This window comes from Nocardia bhagyanarayanae (assembly GCF_006716565.1).
Taxonomy (GTDB): domain Bacteria; phylum Actinomycetota; class Actinomycetes; order Mycobacteriales; family Mycobacteriaceae; genus Nocardia; species Nocardia bhagyanarayanae.
This window is the reverse complement of sequence record NZ_VFPG01000001.1, coordinates 4,691,448-4,708,536: the sequence shown is the minus strand read 5'-3', so window position 1 is coordinate 4,708,536 and position 17,089 is coordinate 4,691,448. Positions and strand designations below refer to the sequence as shown.

Annotated in this window: 14 protein-coding genes and 1 pseudogene; 9 read left to right on the top strand and 6 right to left on the bottom strand. The window is 68.6% G+C overall.

Going from position 1 to position 17,089, the window contains the following annotated elements; translation table 11 throughout:
- Positions 1–42: 42 nt before the first annotated feature.
- Positions 43–818: pseudogene (locus tag FB390_RS33605) on the top strand (acyl-CoA dehydrogenase C-terminal domain-containing protein); the annotation flags it as partial.
- A 104-nt stretch (positions 819–922) separates the two neighbouring features.
- Here the strand turns inward: FB390_RS33605 and FB390_RS20370 are convergent.
- Together FB390_RS20370 and FB390_RS20365 are read right to left on the bottom strand one after the other, a co-directional pair.
- The gene (locus FB390_RS20370) at positions 923–1,126 is read right to left on the bottom strand and encodes a cold-shock protein (protein WP_040741190.1); all 204 of its coding nucleotides are present in this window, start codon (positions 1,124–1,126) and stop codon (positions 923–925) included.
- Between the two features lie 157 nt (positions 1,127–1,283).
- A complete protein-coding gene (locus tag FB390_RS20365; RefSeq protein ID WP_185757101.1) occupies positions 1,284–4,484 on the bottom strand; it encodes an ATP-binding protein in 3,201 nt (1,066 codons plus the stop codon).
- A 111-nt stretch (positions 4,485–4,595) separates the two neighbouring features.
- Between FB390_RS20365 and FB390_RS20360 the strand changes: the two genes are divergently transcribed.
- The gene (locus FB390_RS20360) at positions 4,596–5,225 is read left to right on the top strand and encodes a hypothetical protein (protein WP_246124121.1); all 630 of its coding nucleotides are present in this window, start codon (positions 4,596–4,598) and stop codon (positions 5,223–5,225) included.
- Between the two features lie 13 nt (positions 5,226–5,238).
- On the opposite strand, the gene FB390_RS20355 is transcribed toward FB390_RS20360, so the two are convergent.
- Together FB390_RS20355 and FB390_RS20350 are read right to left on the bottom strand one after the other, a co-directional pair.
- Positions 5,239–6,270 carry an endonuclease/exonuclease/phosphatase family protein gene (locus tag FB390_RS20355; RefSeq protein WP_141810363.1) on the bottom strand — a complete coding sequence of 344 codons (1,032 nt, stop codon included), beginning with the start codon at positions 6,268–6,270 and terminating at the stop codon, positions 5,239–5,241.
- Positions 6,271–6,551: 281 nt separating this feature from the next.
- Positions 6,552–7,211 carry an ArsR/SmtB family transcription factor gene (locus FB390_RS20350; protein WP_141810362.1) on the bottom strand — a complete coding sequence of 220 codons (660 nt, stop codon included), beginning with the start codon at positions 7,209–7,211 and terminating at the stop codon, positions 6,552–6,554.
- A gap of 128 nt (positions 7,212–7,339) precedes the next feature.
- On the opposite strand from FB390_RS20350, the gene FB390_RS20345 reads away from it, so the two are divergent.
- Positions 7,340–8,596 carry an MFS transporter gene (locus FB390_RS20345; RefSeq protein WP_246124120.1) on the top strand — a complete coding sequence of 419 codons (1,257 nt, stop codon included), beginning with the start codon at positions 7,340–7,342 and terminating at the stop codon, positions 8,594–8,596.
- 55 nt (positions 8,597–8,651) lie between these two features.
- The gene (locus FB390_RS20340) at positions 8,652–9,317 is read left to right on the top strand and encodes a class I SAM-dependent methyltransferase (protein WP_141810360.1); all 666 of its coding nucleotides are present in this window, start codon (positions 8,652–8,654) and stop codon (positions 9,315–9,317) included.
- A 25-nt stretch (positions 9,318–9,342) separates the two neighbouring features.
- On the opposite strand, the gene FB390_RS20335 is transcribed toward FB390_RS20340, so the two are convergent.
- Positions 9,343–9,828, bottom strand: coding sequence for an SRPBCC family protein (locus FB390_RS20335; RefSeq protein WP_141810359.1), 486 nt, complete (start codon positions 9,826–9,828; stop codon positions 9,343–9,345).
- Positions 9,825–10,160, bottom strand: coding sequence for an ArsR/SmtB family transcription factor (locus FB390_RS20330; RefSeq protein WP_141810358.1), 336 nt, complete (start codon positions 10,158–10,160; stop codon positions 9,825–9,827). The genes FB390_RS20335 and FB390_RS20330 overlap by 4 nt, the downstream gene beginning before the upstream one ends.
- Positions 10,161–10,349: 189 nt before the next feature.
- Here FB390_RS20330 and FB390_RS20325 point away from each other — a divergent pair, with 189 nt between their 5' ends.
- From FB390_RS20325 to FB390_RS20305, 5 genes are all read left to right on the top strand, one after another.
- On the top strand, positions 10,350–11,210 hold the full coding sequence (locus FB390_RS20325; RefSeq protein WP_246124118.1) for a hypothetical protein: 861 nt from the start codon (positions 10,350–10,352) through the stop codon (positions 11,208–11,210).
- Positions 11,211–11,339: 129 nt separating this feature from the next.
- The gene (locus FB390_RS20320) at positions 11,340–12,728 is read left to right on the top strand and encodes an MFS transporter (RefSeq protein ID WP_141811915.1); all 1,389 of its coding nucleotides are present in this window, start codon (positions 11,340–11,342) and stop codon (positions 12,726–12,728) included.
- Between the two features lie 278 nt (positions 12,729–13,006).
- Positions 13,007–14,245, top strand: coding sequence for a tryptophan synthase subunit beta (gene trpB / locus FB390_RS20315; RefSeq protein ID WP_141810357.1), 1,239 nt, complete (start codon positions 13,007–13,009; stop codon positions 14,243–14,245).
- Positions 14,246–14,325: 80 nt separating this feature from the next.
- Positions 14,326–15,453: a metallophosphoesterase gene (locus FB390_RS20310; RefSeq protein ID WP_141810356.1), complete on the top strand. Its 1,128-nt coding sequence runs from the start codon at positions 14,326–14,328 to the stop codon at positions 15,451–15,453.
- Positions 15,454–15,632: 179 nt separating this feature from the next.
- Positions 15,633–17,087, top strand: a complete 1,455-nt coding sequence (locus tag FB390_RS20305; protein WP_141810355.1) for an SDR family oxidoreductase — start codon at positions 15,633–15,635, stop codon at positions 17,085–17,087.
- Positions 17,088–17,089 lie beyond the last annotated feature (2 nt).

Sequence of the window (17,089 nt, the reverse complement as noted above, 5' to 3'; positions counted from 1 at the left end):
CGGCACATCTCGGTGATCAGCCGAGAAGGGTCGGAAGGCAGGGCCGATGGGCCGGTCGCCGATTCCTTCGCCGAGACCGACCGCAATCCGCCGGTCTTCGATCCGGCGACGCATTCGGTGCGATTGCCCGACGGGTTCAAGCGCTCGGTGCACGCCTGGTACGACGGCGAGTGGTGGCGCATCGGCAAAACCGAGGCCATCGGCGGCATTCCCGCCCCGCGGATGTTGAGTTGGGCCATCATTGAATTCGTGCTCGGAGCCCAGCCTGCCGCGTTCATGTACGCGGCCGGGCCCAGCATGGCCGACATCATCCACAGCATCGGCACCGAGGAGCAACGCCAGTGGGCCTCTACGAGGGCACCACCGCGATCCAGGCGCAGGACTTCTTCTTCCGCAAAATCGCTCGCGACCGCGGGGTGGCACTGGCCCATGTCGCGGGCAACGACCGCCTGAAGGCCGAGAAGATCCTGCTCGCCACCGCCCTGCAGGACGTACAGGCGATGGCGGGCGTGCTCACCCAACACCTGATCGACGCGCGGGAAAACCCCGCCGAGCTGTACAAGATCGGCTTGGAGTCGGTGCGTTTCCTCCTCGCCGTAGGCGACCTGTTGATCGGATGGCGTCTGCTCGTCGCCGCCGAGATCGCGATCACGGTACTGGATTCCGGCAACGGCGGCGCCGATCGCGCCTTCTACGAAGGCAAGGTCGCGGTCGCGTCGTTCTTCGCCAGGACAGTGCTGCCGCGACTGAGCGCTGATCGGGCCGTCCTGTCCGAGATCGACACCGCGATCATGGAACTCGACGAAGCCGCCTTCTGAGGCGTGGCGATCCAAACCGGGCACCCCGTCGAACACACCTTCTTACCGCCGAGAAAGGCAGAGCCCCGCATCCCGAAGGATGCGGGGCTCGTCTACTGCGTCGCTCAGATCGCGCGGACGTCCTGCGCCTGCGGGCCCTTCTGGCCCTGACCGATCTCGAACTCCACGCGCTGTCCTTCTTCCAGGGACTTGAATCCCGAGCCGGACACGGCGGAGTAATGAACGAAGACGTCGGCGCCGCCACCGTCTTGCGCGATGAAGCCGAAGCCCTTCTCGCTGTTAAACCACTTCACACTGCCTTGAGCCATTTGCTTACTTCATCTTTTCTGTAGATGAGCCAAGCGAATCACAACGATAAGCCTGATCTCACTCGTCCACCCTCTCATGGATCGGCGGTTTCCCCACCATGAATACCCGGGCTGTGAGCTAACCGACAACGACGGCACCGGCCGATCTCCGTCCGGCTCAGGCGAACGGCCAGCACGTCAGACGGTCCGCGGCGCGCGATTCGTAGGGCCGCGCGCCGAGCAGACGCGCCCGGTGCCGCGCGGCGATCACCTCGTCACGTGCGCCGGGAAGTCCGAGGATTCCGCGGGCGGTACCACGGTAGAGCCCGGACGGACCGAGACACACGAGCCCGGGCCATTGCACGATCAGCGTCTCGCCCCACCCCTGGGTGAACGGTTCGAGTTCGGCGGTGAGCTCGACCACCCGGTCGCGCAGGCGCGGCGCGCGTCGACCGACCGTGAGCAGCGCCTCCACCAGCAGTGGCACCCGCACGACCAGGCGCGGGCCGTGCAACCTCCCGGGCAGGGCGATGATCGACTCGATCGTCGACAGCGCGCGCTCGTGGTCATCGATCTCCGCCGCGGCCATCGCGACCACGAGCGCGAAGTCCTCGTCGAAGTCCTGAGCCATCCGGTCCACTTCGGCGAGTACCTCGCCGAGCCGTCCGCGATGCCACAGCTCGATCGAATTGCTCGTCAGCGCAGAGACTTCGGCGAGCAGCCGGGCGTGACCGTCGACCGCGCCGAGATCATCGGCGAAGCGTGTCATCAGCGCCTGCGACTCCCGGTAGTCGCCGCGTAGCACGGCGAGCATCACTTGCCACCACAGCTGCGTGGCCGCGAGGTCGATGTCGTCGGCCGAGGCGAGCCGGGCGAATTCGGCCGACAACCGGCGGACCAGCCGCATATCGCCCGCTTCCAGCGCACAGACGCGGCGCAGATGGACCGCGGTCGCCCGCGCCGTGCGGTCGTGGCCCGCGAGTTCCTCCAGTTCCTCGGCGATCTTGCGCCGGTCGGCGACGGTTGCCGGACCCCAGGTGCACAGGAATTCGGCCAGCAGTACCTGGGGCCACGACCCGCTGTCGGGTGCGCTGCGCGCCCGTGCCTCGGCCAGCGCGTCGAAATCCCCCGGCAGACCGTGGATCGCGCGGTCCGCGGCCTCGATCGCTTCCGCCTCGGCGACCAGCTCGGCGTCGAGATCGAGGCGATGCGCCAGCGCCTGCGCCCGTAGCGCCGACGAACCCGCGTGCACCACACCGTATCCGGAGAAGTAGCCGGCTACGCCGCGCGGCGCGGCCAGCAGCGCGGTCCGCGCCAGACCGGACCAATCGCTGCGTTCGGCGCAGCGCCGCCCGGCGCGGTCGAAGGACGCGGCGGCCGCGTCGTAGTGGCCGAGACGGTGATGCGCCTGTCCGGCGAGCCGATCCAATTCGATCAGCAACTCCGCGTCACCCGGATCGGCGTGCCGTAGCCCGCGGGCGGCGAGTTCGGCGCACTCGGTGGGCGCGTCCCGCCGCAGCGCGTCCTGGGCCGCGACCGAACAGGCATGCGCCGCAGCGGAATCCAGTGAATCGAGGGCGGCGGCGCTGCGATGCCGTGCTTGCGCCGTGAGCGCATCCGGTCGCAGGTCGGCCAGCGCGTCCGCGATTCGCCTGTGCAACAGCGCTGTCCGCACTTCACCGATGGTGGCGAGCACGGCATCGCGCACGAGTTCGTGCTCGAAGGCGACGGCGCCGTCGGCGAGCGCGACCACCCGCGCGGCGACGAGTTCGCCGATCCGATCGTCGAATCGTGGCGCGCCGTCGGCGGCGGCGACCAGTCCGATCGACGCGCGCGTACCGATCACGGCCAGCACTTCGGCGAGCGCTCGCGCCGAGGTCGAGACAGCGGACAGCTTCGCCGTCGTGATCTCGGGGGCCGCGCCCCCGACGTCCAAGGGGCCGCCCGCCCGAACGAGATCGCACAGTTGCGCCGCGACGAACGGGCTGCCCGCGCTCGACTCGATGATCTGGGCACGCACCTCCGGACCGGCCGAACCGAGCTCGGCGCGCACCAACTCGTCCACGGCCGCGTCGGACAGGGGCGGCAGGTCCACCACGACATGGGCGCCCGCGGATTGGAGAAAGCCGACCTCCGCCGAGAGCGGCTCGGGGCGAACCGTGAGATACAGCAGGACGGGATGGGCGCGCAGCACTCGCATGGCCGCCGCGATCATCCGAACCGAGTCGGGATCGGCCCACTGCACGTCATCGATGACCGCGATCACGTGTCCGGTCTCCCGCGCCACGTCGGCGAACAGCGCGGCGAGCGCACGCGGTGTCGGGACGTCCGGCACGGCGCGTCCGGCCAGCGCGGCCTGATCCAGCCACGGCATCAGCGTCGCAAACGCCGAGGCGCCCGTCCCGCCGACCCCCGCGGTGCGGAAGGCCGTGTCGCCGTGGCGTCGTACGGCGTCCTCGACGACGGCCGTCTTGCCGATGCCGGGTGCGCCGCGCACCGTCACGACGGTCAGTCCCCGCCGCGACCGGTTCCACGCACGATCGAAGACAGCGGCGACGTCGGCACGTCCCACGAGGGCCGACCGTTCCGCCGGAGCCGCCACGGGTTCGGCCGGGTTGCGGATCTCGTTCTCGACCCGGACGGTGTCGGGCGCGGGATCCAGCCCGAAATCCTCCCGCAGCGAGCGTCGCAATCGACCGAGAACGTCGAGCGCCTCCGAGACCCGTCCGCAGTCGCGCAGTGCCAGCGCCAGCAGCCGTGCCGTGCCCTCCCGCTGCGGATGCCGCTCGCATTCGTCGGTGAGCAGGGTGACCGCGTGCCGGGCGCGGCCGAGCACGATCAATCCCTCGGCGCACATCTCGACGAGTTCCGATCGCAGCTCGGTCAGACGCGCCCGCTCGGGAGCGAGTTCGGCGACGTCGTCGACATCGCAGAGCGCCTCGCCGCGCCACAGCCGCAAGGCGCGTTCGAGCAGATCGACGGTTCGTCCGACGTCACCGTCGGCGTGCGCCGCGCGGGCGTCCCTGGACAGCGTGTCGAGCAGGTCGAGGTCGGTGCCGGATCCGCCGCACCGAAGCACGTAGCCGTTCGGGCTGGTCTCGATCCGGAATTCCGGCAGTGGGCGCAGCGTCCGGCGCAACCGTGAGACGTAGCCCTGCAGCGTGACGAGGGCGCTCTCCGGCGGGCTGCCCCGCCAGAGCAATTCGCAGAGGTAGGGCGCGCTGCGGGCGGTGCGTTCGGCCGCGAGGATGACCAAGAGCTCGGCGTGTTTGCGCGCCGGGATGTCGAGGCGGGCGCCGTCCAGGCCGCGCACTTCCAGCGGCCCGAGCACCGAGATGGCCGGGCGGTCGTCGTCGGACCTGCCGCGCACCAGCGTCACACCAGCGCCCTGGTCGACCCTTGGCCCATGACACACACGCAAGCACTCCTACCAACCGAAACCACCGGCGACCCTCGGACCATCGGCCCCTCTCGCGAGACTGTACTGCGGATGTGCGGCGCCGCACTGGCCATCGCGGGCTCCCTGTGCATCGCGGGCGGCACGCTGCATCCGATCGTCGCGGGCAAAAGCCATTCGGTCGAGGCGCTCACCAGCCCCGGCTCGCCGCTCGCGCAGATCCTGCTCGGCATCGGGACGGTCCTGCTGATCCTCGGCCTGCCCGGGATGTACGCGTGGATGCGGCCGAGACTCGGCACCGCCGGATTCGTCGGCCTGATCTGCTACCTGCTCGCCAACATCGTCACCGCGGCCGGTCATCTCACCGTCGAACTGTTCGTCGCCTACCCGTTCGCGTCCGATTCCGGCACCGCGCACCTGATCGCAGGCAACGACAACATGATCGACACGACGGCGTTCGAATTGTTCAACATCATCGGCGCTGTCGTCCTGCTCGCCGGGCTGGGCCTGATGGGCGGGAGCATGCTGCGCAACAACACGGTGCCCCGCTGGATCGCGGTACTCACCCTGGTCGCCGGTGCCGGCTTCTTCCTGCCGGTTCCGCCCACCCAAGGCCTGACCGGATTCCTCTACGAGGCGCCGCGCGGCATCGTCGTCGCCGCCATCGGTGTGCTGATGCTGCGTTGGCCGGGCGGATTGCGGCGGTGGACGGAGGATCGGTAGCGGTTTTCCGTCGTCACGGACGTGCCGGTTCGAACGCGAACCCGACCTTCACGAGCCCATGGTCACCGGTGCCGCTCTCGCGGTGGTTCTCGAAATTCAGATGGTCGTTGTTGATGGTGAGCCCGTCGAACAGCCAGACGCGTTTGCGGCTGTTGTCGTAGAACTGTTCGCTGACGAGCACATGATCGAGGGATTCGCGAATGTCTTGGTGCACGTGGGTGTAGTAGACGTCGCGGGTATCGCGGTACTCCTGCAACGTCTGTGCGGTGTAGAGGCCGTTGTCCACGCCGCCGAGCGAGTCGCCGACCAGATAGCGGGGCTGTTCGGTCAGGATGTTGGCGGTGTTGCTGTGCTGGCCGTCGTTGATGTCGCCGAGCACGATGACCGGCGTCGCGGTGCCCTTCATCGCGCCGGTCAGCACGACGCGCAGCGCCACCGCCTCGGCGGTGCGCCGAATCGTCGAAAGTCCCGCGCCCAACGCCAGCTGATGCGGCTTGAAGGTATCCGGATCGTCCTGGAACCATTGCTCGCCGGCCAGGCTGGTCGGCAGCTTGGATTTGAGGTGGACGACGAACACCTCGGTCAGCTGACCGTCACGCAGTTCGACGCTGAAGTGCAGTACCGGTCGGGAGAACCGGTCGATGGAGACCCGGATCTGCGGTGCTTGCGGGTCGTTTCGGTCGTCGGTGGATTCCAGTCGGACCGCCTCGGAGAAGTCCGCGATCCACCGCGGGGCGCCGTGCAGCAGGCCTTTACGGACCAGCGCCGCGCAGATGATCCGGGAGCCGTCGGCGGGGTCGGCGAGCACATCGTAGGTCGCCTCCAAGCCACCGGCGGCGACCACCTTCTCCAACGCGGTCTTGCTCCACACCTCCTGCAGACCCACGATGTCGACGTCCAGCGTGGTGAGCTGACCCGCGATCCAATCCGCCTTCCGCGTGAATTCCGCTTCCGTCCAAGGACGTTGGCCCGGATTCATCGGTCGTCCGGGATCCTGCAGATTGAACATGTTGAACGTCGCGACGCTGAAACGATTCAGATTCATCGCGCACTCCCTCGAAGTCGATCGGTCGAGTCACCGCGCGGCCGAACTGTGCTTTTACCGCACCGATCATGCCGCCCCGGCAGGGTCTTGCCCTGCGTAGTCGACTACTCGAATGCCCCTCGACCTCGTCACCGCATCGGTGGCGGGCGCCTGCCGATTGGGCCCGCTGCATGCTCGACCTGATCGACGCACCGCAATCCGTTCGCACCCACGTGCACGTCGCGGGCTGATCACCGCTACCGGCGTATGCGAATGTTCTAGTCGCGTCGGCCGGCCCGCGTCTACACCTTCTCGACCGGGAGTCCGGCCAGCGCCCATTCCAGCATCCCCTCGTCGAGGCGTTTGACCTCCCGCCCGGACTGCTGCGCGATGCGGATCGCGTCGGGCGCCATGACGCAGTACGCGCCGCGGCAGTAGGCGACGATGTCCCGGTCGGCGGGCAATTCGGCGAGCCGGGCGGCGAGATCGGCGAGCGGAATGCTGATAGCGCCCGGAATGTGCCCGGCGTCGTATTCCTCGTGCGGGCGGACGTCGACGAGGACGATCTCCCCGGCGTCGCGGCGGCGGATGAGTTCGTCGCGGGTGATCGCGTCCTCGGGCGAGCCGAGCGCGGCGGCCGCCGCGACGGCGACGTCGGCGAGGTGCGCTTCGGCCACGCTCTGCACGAGCGCGAACAAGCGAGCGACGTCGGTTCCGGCGAGCCGGTAGTGCTGACGGGTACCGTCGCGTCGCGCCTCGACCAGGCCGCTGGATTTGAGTGTTTGCAGGTTCGCCGAGGCGGTGGTCAGGTTCATGCCGGTCGCGGTGGCGATCGCCTCGACCGTGCGCTCGCCTTGGGCGAGCAGGTCGAGGATTTGCAGCCGGCGGCCGTTGCCCAGCGCCTTTCCGACACGGGCGACCTGGTCGAACAAGGCGGCTTTGTGACCGGACGACTCGCTCACGCTTGCTTCTCCAATACTCTTTGGAATACCTTATTCCACTGTTCCTTGGAACAACATCGAACATGGCGATTGTATTCGTCACCGCTTGCCCCGCCCGCTCGACAGCGGCTGACCAGGGAGACCTTCTCGTGGCCACCGGCACCACCTCCGACACCCAGCTCCCCGACACCGCACAAGCGCAACGCCGCATCCTGATCGTGCTGGTCTCCGCGCAAGTCCTCAGCGGCGCGGGACTGGCCGCCGGGATCACCGTCGGCGCGCTGCTCGCCCAGGACATGCTGGGCTCCACCAGCCTGGCCGGACTGCCCAGCGCGCTGTTCACCGCCGGTTCCGCGCTCGCCGCCGTCGCCGTCGGCCGTCTTTCCCAAGCCCGCGGGCGCCGTCCCGGCCTGGCCGCCGGGTATCTCACCGGCGCGATCGGCAGCATCGGCGTCATCGCCGCGTCCGTCATGAACAACCTGGCGCTGTTGTTCATCGCGCTGTTCGTCTACGGCGCGGGCACCGCCACCAACCTGCAAGCCCGATACGCCGGAGCCGATCTGGCCACCGCCTCGCACCGGGGTCGCGCCGTGTCCACCGTGCTGGTCGCGACCACTCTCGGCGGGGTCATCGGCCCGAATCTGGCCGCCCCCACCGGCGAATTGGCCCGAACCTTGGGCATCCCCTACCTGGCCGGGCCGTTCCTGCTCGCCGCGGCGGCCTACGCTTTGGCCGCGCTCGTGCTGGCGATGTCGCTGCGGCCCGATCCACTGCTGCTGGCGCGCGAGCTGGGCGCGACGGAGGCAGCCACCACTCGGACCACCACAGCGCCCTCGCCCGTCGACGACTCCGGCAAGGGCATCGCCGCGGGCGGTTTGGTGATGGCGCTGACGCAGCTGGTCATGGTGGCGATCATGACCATGACTCCAGTCCACATGCTCGACCACGGCCACAGCACCGCCGCCGCGGGACTGGTGATCGCCATCCACGTCGGCGCCATGTACCTGCCCTCGCCTCTGACCGGCTGGCTCGTCGACCGCTACGGCCGCCTGCCCGTCGCCGCCGCGTCGGGGGTGACGCTGCTCGCCGCGGGAGTCCTCGCGGCCGCGGCGCCCGGCGACTCCATGGTGTTGCTCGCGCTCGCGCTGGCACTGCTGGGGTTGGGCTGGAATCTCGGGCTGGTGGCGGGCACGGCCATCATCACCGACACCGTTCCGCTGGCCACCCGCGCCAAAACGCAAGGGGCGGTGGATGTCTCGATCGCCGTCGCCGGAGCCACCGGCGGGATGGGGTCCGGGCTGATGGTCGCGGCGACCAGCTATCCGGTCCTCGCTCTCGCCGGTGGCGTGCTTGCGGTGGCGGTCGTACCGATCGCGGCGTTCACCGGGCGAGGACGAACCGTGTGACCTACCTACGTAGTGTCGTGACCTGAGCAGATTCGCAGGAAAGGGATACGCCGTCATGGCGAGCCGTGATCGGGAACTGGCCGATGCGCAGTTCGAGCATTGGCAGTCCACCTACGCCGCGCATCCCGGCATGTACGGCGACCAACCCTCGGCGCCCGCCGTGCACGCCGCCCGGCTGTTTCGAACGGTCGGTGTCGCGGACGTGCTCGAACTCGGCGCCGGACACGGCCGCGACACCCTGCACTTCGCGCGCGAAGGGTTTTCCGTCGTGGCGACCGACTTCAGCTCCGTCGGCTTGGATCAGCTCCGGCACAGGGCACGCGAGCAGAACATCTCCGGTCGAATCACGACCATCGTTCACGACGCACGTGATCCACTTCCGCTGCCCGACGGCTCGGCGGACGGGGCCTTCGCGCACATGCTGTTGTGTATGGCTCTGTCCACCAAGGAAATTCGCGCTCTCGTCGCCGAGGTGCGGCGCGTTCTGCGTCCCGGCGGAACCTTCGTCTACACGGTTCGCCACACCGGCGACGCGCACTACGGCGCCGGCACCGCCCGCGGCGACAGCATCTACGAACACGGCGGGTTCGCCGTCCACTTCTTCGACCGAGCCATGATCGACGACCTCGCCGACGGCTGGACCCTGACCGACATCGACGCCTTCGAGGAAGGTGACCTGCCACGCCGGTTGTGGCGGGTCACCCTCATTCGCCCCACATAGCCCGGCGCCGAACCGACGGCCTCGTTCAGCTCTGCGCTTCGGCGGTCTTGGCGAACAGCTCCAGCAGCGTGCTCCAGCCACCGCCGCGCTCCACGATGGTGTCCGCGATGGCCTTGCCGTCGACCAGGCGGTCGAGATGGCGGTGTTCGAGGGTGACGGTGGTCTGCTCGGGTCCGTCGGCGGTGAACCGGATCTCGATCTCGCTGGCGCGGTCCGGGTCCGGGTCGAACTGCCAGTGCCCGTTGATCTGCCAGGTCAGCACCAGCCGATGCGGTGGCTCGCACGTCAGCACGCGCCCCCAGTCGCATTCGCTGCCGTCGACGCCGCGTTCGAACCAGCGCCCGCCCTCGCGAGGTTCGAGAATCGCATCCGCCATCTCGGCCGTACCGATGTGGTAGGCGGCAGGCCACCAACTGCCGAACGACTCGGTGAAGAACGCGAACGCCCGCTCCAGCGGCAGCGCGACGGTGGCCTTGCCCTGCAGGACAGGAAGGTCCGGAGTGATGCTCATGGTCGATTCTCCTGTTCGGGATCGTTGGCCGCCGCGTCGGCGGCCTTCTGAAAAGCGGTCAACGCGTCATCCCAGATCTGCTGGAAATACGCTTGAATCGCGGCCAAGCCCTCCGGATCGATCCGGTAGATCCGCCGCGTGCCCTCGGGTGTGGCCACCACCAGACCGCCTTCCTTGAGCACCCGCAGATGCTGCGACACCGCCTGCCGGGTGATCGGCAGCGATTCGGCCAGCTCCCCCACCGACGACGGCCGCCGCGCCAAACGCTCGAAAATCGCCTTGCGCGTGGGATCGCCCAGGATCGCCAAATCGACATCTCTGAAAGTAGCCACTTTCGTAAGTCTAGGCTTTCAAAATTGCCCCGACAAGGGGGATACGGGGAGCGCATCCGCATGCATTTCTACGGCTTCCGGCCGGTGCGGAATGCCACCGAATGCGGGATCGGTCACACCACTTGCACATACCCCCAGGGGGTATTACCTTGTTCCATATCGGAGCAACAAGATCGAAAGGACGAAACGATGACGACGCAGACTCACACCACGCACGGCGGGGCGCACGGGGCGCACACGGGGCACGGAGAGCACGCCCACCACGGGGCTCGCGCCGCGCATGCCGGTCACGGTGACCACGCGGCACACGGGAACCACAACGCCGCGGCCGAGTTGCCCGGCGGGCTCCAAATCACCCAGGACGGTTACACATTGGCGATCGCGGAGCCGATCGTCGGGGCGGGCGAGATCGACTTGCGGTTCCGCATCCTCGGCCCCGACGGCGAGCCCGTCACCCGCTACGACGCCATCCACGATCGCGAGCTGCATCTGATCGTGGCGCGGCGTGAGCTGACGGGCTTCTGGCATGTGCATCCCGAACTCACCGCCGACGGCACCTGGACTGTGACGCTGAATCTTCCGGAAGCGGGGGCATACCGCGTCTTCACCGACATCGCCCCGCGGGCCCTGGGCAAGACCATCACCCTCGGCGCGGATCTCGCCGTGGCGGGCGCGTACGAACCGCGGCCGACACCACCCGCCGCACGCACCGCGATCGTGGACGGATACGAGGTGACCCTCGACGGCGATCTGGTGCCCGGCGCGGGACGACTGCTCACCCTGACCGTGCGCAAGGACGGACGGCCGGTCACCGACCTGCAGCCGTATCTGGCCGCGTACGGACACCTGGTGATCTTGCGAGCGGGAGATCTGGCCTACGTTCACGTCCACCCCAACGGCGAGCCCGGCGACGGGGTGACCGCGCCCGGACCGGACATCACCTTCCACACCGTCGTGCCCGGCCCCGGAACCTACCGGCTCTTCCTGGATTTCCAGCACGGCGATGTCGTACGAACCGCCGCCTTCACCCTGCCCACCACCGACCACTGAGCATCGAAAGCCGGTGAGCGGGATCGAGTCTCGCCCGCTCATCCCCTCAAGAGGAGACCGGCGTGTGTGAGTGCCGCTGTCGAAGAAGCCGTGATCCACCCCGAAATCGACTACCAGGAAGTGTTTCCGATGCGCTTTACCAGCACCTCGCTGTTCGGCAACCACGACTATCTGCGGCTGTTCACCGCTCAGGTGTCGGCTCTGTTCGGCACCGGACTGACCACGGTCGCTCTCGGACTGCTCGCCTACGAACTCGCGGCGGGCGACGCCGCCGCCGTCCTCGGCACCGCGCTGACGATCAAGATGGTGGTCTACGTGACGGTCGCGCCCCTCGTGGCCGCCTACGCCGACCGATTCCCCCGGCGGTCGTTCCTGGTCGGGCTCAACGTCGTTCGCGCCGCCGTCGTGCTCGCACTGCCCTTCATCGACCAGATCTGGCAGATCTACGCGCTGATCGCCCTGCTGCAAACCGCCTCGGCCGCGTTCACGCCGACCTATCAGGCGGTCATCCCCGACATCCTGCCCGACGAACGCGAATACACCAGAGCGCTGTCGGCCGCCCAGCTGGCCGCAACCATGGAAACCCTGCTCAGCCCGATGCTGGCCGCGGCCGCACTGGCCGTGATCAGCTTCCACTGGCTTTTCGTCGGCACCGCCGTCGGATTCGCGGTCTCGGCCGTCCTGGTGATCACTACCCGTATCCCGAACGCGACCGCGGCCACCGGAGGCTCGTTCCGGGAACGCATCACGCTGGGCATGCGGATCTTCGCCGCGACACCGCGGCTGCGCGGGCTGCTCGGGCTGAACCTCGTGGTCGCCGCCGCTGGATCGGTGATCATGGTCAACACGGTCAACTACGTCCGCGACACCCTCGGCGGCACCCAGTCCGGAGTGGCACTGTTGCTGGCGGCCAACGGGTTCGGCACCATGCTCGTCGCGCTGTCGCTCCCCCGCGTTCTCGATCGCGTCGGCGCGCGGCCGGTCATGCTGGCGGGCGCGGCCACACTGTTCGCCGGACTCGCCGCGGCCATCACCCTGTCGCTGGCGAACACCGGTGACTGGCGCTGGGAAGCCGCGATCGCGGTGTGGGCCACCGTGGGCGCGGGCACCGCGGCGGTGCTCACCCCGACCGGACAGGTGCTGCGGCGTTCGTCGCGGCCTGCCGATCGGCCCGCGCTGTTCGCCGCTCAGTTCTCGCTGTCGCACCTCGCCTGGTTGATCACCTACCCGATCGCCGGATGGCTGACGACCGCCGCCGGTTTCACCGCCACCTGGATCACCTTGGCCGTGCTCGCCGGTGCGGGAATCACCGTGGCGCTGCGCATGTGGCCGCGCCACGACCCGGAGGAGCTGACCCACCTGCACGAAGTCGGCACCATCGACCCGGACCGGCTGGCCGATGCGGTACGCGTGGACGACCGCTTCTACCGGCACACCCACGCGTACGTCATCGACGCCGACCACCGCCGCTGGCCGACCCCGGCGGAGCGTCGGCTCGTCTCGGCCACCGCGGCCTAGCCCCGGCATGCACCGGCGGTCGCCGAGGGGCTCGGCCTCGGCGACCGCCGGTTCGGTCGGTCGAGAGTCCCTCCCCGGTCCGGCCGAGCCTTCGACCCCGGTGTGCTCCACCTCAACCGATGTCCCGGCGCACTCACGGACGACGACGAGCAGCGCCGAGGCGAGCCATCCGAAAGATCAAGTCTGTTAACTCGTTTGTTGCCGGTCTGTGGGATTGCGCTAGTGCGAGCGGAACAGACTGAGCCGTCGGATCTGTGGCGGTGAAAGCGTTGGTGCTGATGAGGATTGATCACGACGTGGCGGCGAGCGGTGTCCGGCACGAGATATTTCCGGACGACCGTGGACGATTCGGCGTATTCGGCGGCCGATTCGTGCCCGAGGGATTGATGGCCGCGCTGCTGGATCTGGAGGCGGCCTACGTTCTGGCGCAAGCCGATTCGAGTTTCGAGGCGGAGTACCGGGAACTGTTGCGCGACCGTGTCGGCCGGCCGACGCTGCTGCATCAGGTGCGTAGGTTCGCCGAGTTGCTCGGCGTGCCCGGCGTGCGGGTGTACCTCAAGCGCGAGGACATGGCCCACACCGGAGCTCACAAGATCAACAACGCGCTCGGGCAGGCGCTGCTGGCGCGGCGCATGGGCAAGCGACGGATCGTCGCCGAGACCGGTGCGGGCCAGCACGGCGTGGCCGTGGCGACGGTGTGCGCGATGCTCGGCCTGACCTGTGTGGTCTACATGGGCACCGACGATATGCGGCGCCAGGAGTCGAACGTGATCCGGATGAATCTGCTCCGCGCCGAGGTGCGACCGGTCGACAGCGGATCGCGCAGGCTCAAGGATGCGATCAGCGAGTCGGTCCGCGACTGGGTGGCGAACCTGGACACCACGCACTACTTGTTCGGCACCGCGGCCGGCCCCGCGCCGTACCCGCGCATCGTGCGGGATTTCCAGACGGTGATCGGCGCCGAGACCCGGGACCAGATCACGCGCGTCGAAGGCAGGCTGCCCGACTACGTGCTCGCCTGCGTGGGCGGCGGCAGCAACGCCATCGGCGTCTTCTACCCGTTCACCGACGATCCCCACGTGCGGCTGATCGGCGTCGAGGCGGCCGGGCTCGGCGTCGACACCGGCGCGCACGCGGCGACGCTGAGTATGGGCAGCCCTGGTGAGATCGACGGCTCCTACAGTTATCTGCTGCAGGACGAGGACGGCCAGATCGCGCGGACCCACAGCATCGCGGCCGGACTCGACTATCCGGGCGTCGGCCCCGAACTCAGCCATCTGAAAGACAATGGCCGCGTGAGCTATCGCGCGGCCACCGACGCCGCCGCACTGCGCGGGATGCGGGCGCTCAGTCACACCGAAGGCATCCTCGCCGCGCTCGAGTCGGCCCACGCCGTCGGGCATCTGCTCGAAATGGCCGACCGCGGCGAGATTCTCGAGGATTCCGTCGTCGTGCTGTGCCTGTCGGGTCGCGGTGACAAAGATCTCGCCGTCGCCGCCGAGCGCCTCGGCGTGTGACGACCGCTGCTATCGTCGGAAGTGTTCATGGCGCCGGGTGAGGGACCGCGCGCTTCATCCGCGCGCGAGGACGAACCCTCTTGAAGTATGTACCACGCTTGGTCCTGTTCCTGGCTGTTCCGGCCCTGCTGATCGCGCTGCCGTGGTGGACGTTGGTGGCGGCGCCGACCCAGGGAACCGGCTCGCTGTTCTGGCTCGGCTCGGCGCTGTTCGCGCTGACGTTCTGCTGCCTGCCCGCAGCGATGTATCTCGGCCACGGCCCCGCGCAGTCGGATGCCGCCTCGATCGTCGGCGACACGCTGCTCGGTGTGATGTGGGTGGTGTTCAGCTGGTCGGTGCTCGGCAACCTCGCGCGCCTCGGTCTCGCCGTGGCCGGCGTTGATGATCCGGCGCGCTCTCGGATCGTCGCCGCGGGCGTGTTCGCCGCCTCCGCCGCGCTCGTGGTGTGGGGCGTGGTCGAAGCGCGGCGGGTGCCGCGGGTTCGCACCGTGGAGGTATCCATTCCAGGACTCGGTCCGGCGCTGGACGGCTTGCGTCTGGTGGTCGTCACCGACACCCACTTCGCCGCGCTCGACCGATTGCGCTGGTCGGAGCGCGTTGTCGACGTGGTCAACGCGCAACGTCCCGATATCGCTTGCCACGCGGGAGATCTCGCGGACGGCTCGGTGGCGAAGCGGCACGCGCAAGTCGATCCGCTCGGCAAGGTCGAGGCCGAGCTCGGCCGGTTCTACATCACGGGCAACCACGAGTACTTCGGCGACGCGCCCGGCTGGATCGACCACATGAGTTCGCTCGGCTGGCAACCACTGCGCAACCAGCACGTGACGCTGCGCCGCGGCGACGATCGCCTGGTGATCGCCGGTATCGACGACCCGACGGGCGTCGGCTTGACCGGTCACGGCCCGGACCTTCCCACCGCGCTCGCCGGTGCGGATCCCGACACTCCGGTTGTGCTGCTCGCCCACCAACCCAAGCAGATCACCGACGCCGTCGCCGCCGGTGTCGCACTCCAGATCTCCGGCCACACCCACGGTGGCCAGATCTGGCCCTTCCACTATCTCGTCCGGCTCGACCAGCCCGTCGTCGCGGGACTGAGCCGCCACGGCGACACCCAGCTCTACACCAGCCGCGGAACCGGCTTCTGGGGCCCGCAACTGCGTGTCTTCGCACCGAGCGAGATCACCGTGCTGGTCCTGCGTCCGCAGTAGACCGCTCCACGCCGTTCCGGCAAGCCGGCATCGGTGCCAGCCGGTGAAGGAGTCCGCCGATCTTCCGGTGCGGTGTCCTCAGGCGTACGCTGAACGATGCAGTTTCGATGCAGCTTCGGTTGTCGGCAGCCGGGTACTCGACGCGAAGCGGTGCACTCCGGGAGACGCGAGGTGCGGATATGCGATGCGTGATATTCGGCGCGACCGGATACATCGGCGGCCGTCTGGTTCCCGAGCTTCTGCGCGCCGGTCATTCCGTCCGGGTGGTCGCGCGCAGCCCGGGGAAGCTCGCCGACGCGCCCTGGCGCGATCGGGTCGAGATCCTGCGCGGCGATGTCCTCAGCGATGAGGACGTTCGCCGGTGCGTCGCCGGCCAGCAGGTCCTCTACTATCTCGTCCACTCGCTCGACCGGGCGGATTTCGGCGAGATCGACCGCGCGGCGGCCACTCGGGTCGCGACCGCTGCCGCGGCGGCGCGGGTCGGTCGCATCATCTACCTCGGCGGCATCACCCCCACGGGACAACGACTTTCGCGCCACCTCGCATCACGAGCGGAAGTCGGCGAGATCTTCCTGGCCTCGCCCGTCCCCACGCTGGTGCTGCGGGCCGGTGTAGTCATCGGGTCCGGCTCCGCGAGCTTCGAAATCCTTCGCTACCTCACCGAGCGGCTGCCTGTCATGGTCACTCCCCGGTGGGTGCGGAACAGGGTTCAACCGATCGCTGTCCGCGACGTCCTCTACTACCTGGTGCGGGGTGCGGGGCTGACGCCGGACCAGACCGGCGCCTTCGACATCGGAGGCCCGGACATCGTCACCTACGAACAAATGATGCGAACCTATGCCGAGGTCGCGCGGCTGCCTCGCCGCGTCGTCATTCCGGTACCGTTGCTCACTCCCTGGCTGTCGAGCCAGTGGGTCAACCTGGTGACACCGGTGCCGCGCGCGATCGCCGTTCCACTGATGGAATCGCTGATCAACGACGTCGCATGCGCCGACCACTCGATAGCGCGGCTCATCCCGGACCCGCCGACGGGGCCGATACCCTTCCGCGAGGCGATCTCATTGGCGCTCACCAGAATTCGAGATCTCGACGTTCCTACCCGATGGTCGGACGCCAGTCCCCCTCGGACGCCGTCGGATCCCCTGCCGTCGGACCCCGACTGGTCGGGCGGCTCGCTGTATCGCGATGTCCGCGAACTCTCGACTTCCGCGGATCCCGAGGTCCTGTGGTCGGTGGTCGAGTCGGTCGGCGGGGAACACGGCTGGTATTCGTTCCCCCTGGCGTGGGCGCTTCGCGGATGGCTGGATCGGATCGCGGGCGGTGTCGGTCTCCGTCGAGGGCGACGGGATCCACACAAACTTCACCAGGGTGAGGCGCTGGATTGGTGGCGCGTGGAAACACTGGAACGCCCTCGGCTGCTTCGGCTGCGGGCAGAGATGCTTCTTCCCGGACGAGCGTGGCTCGAACTGTCCGTCACGCCCACACCCGGCGGTGGCGCGCGCTACCGGCAGTGCGCGGTGTTCGAACCGCGGGGACTGGCCGGGCATGCGTACTGGCACTCGATAGCGCCCTTCCACGCCGTCGTGTTCGGCGGCATGGCCCGCAACATCACGGCGAAAGCCGAAGCGGCGTAACG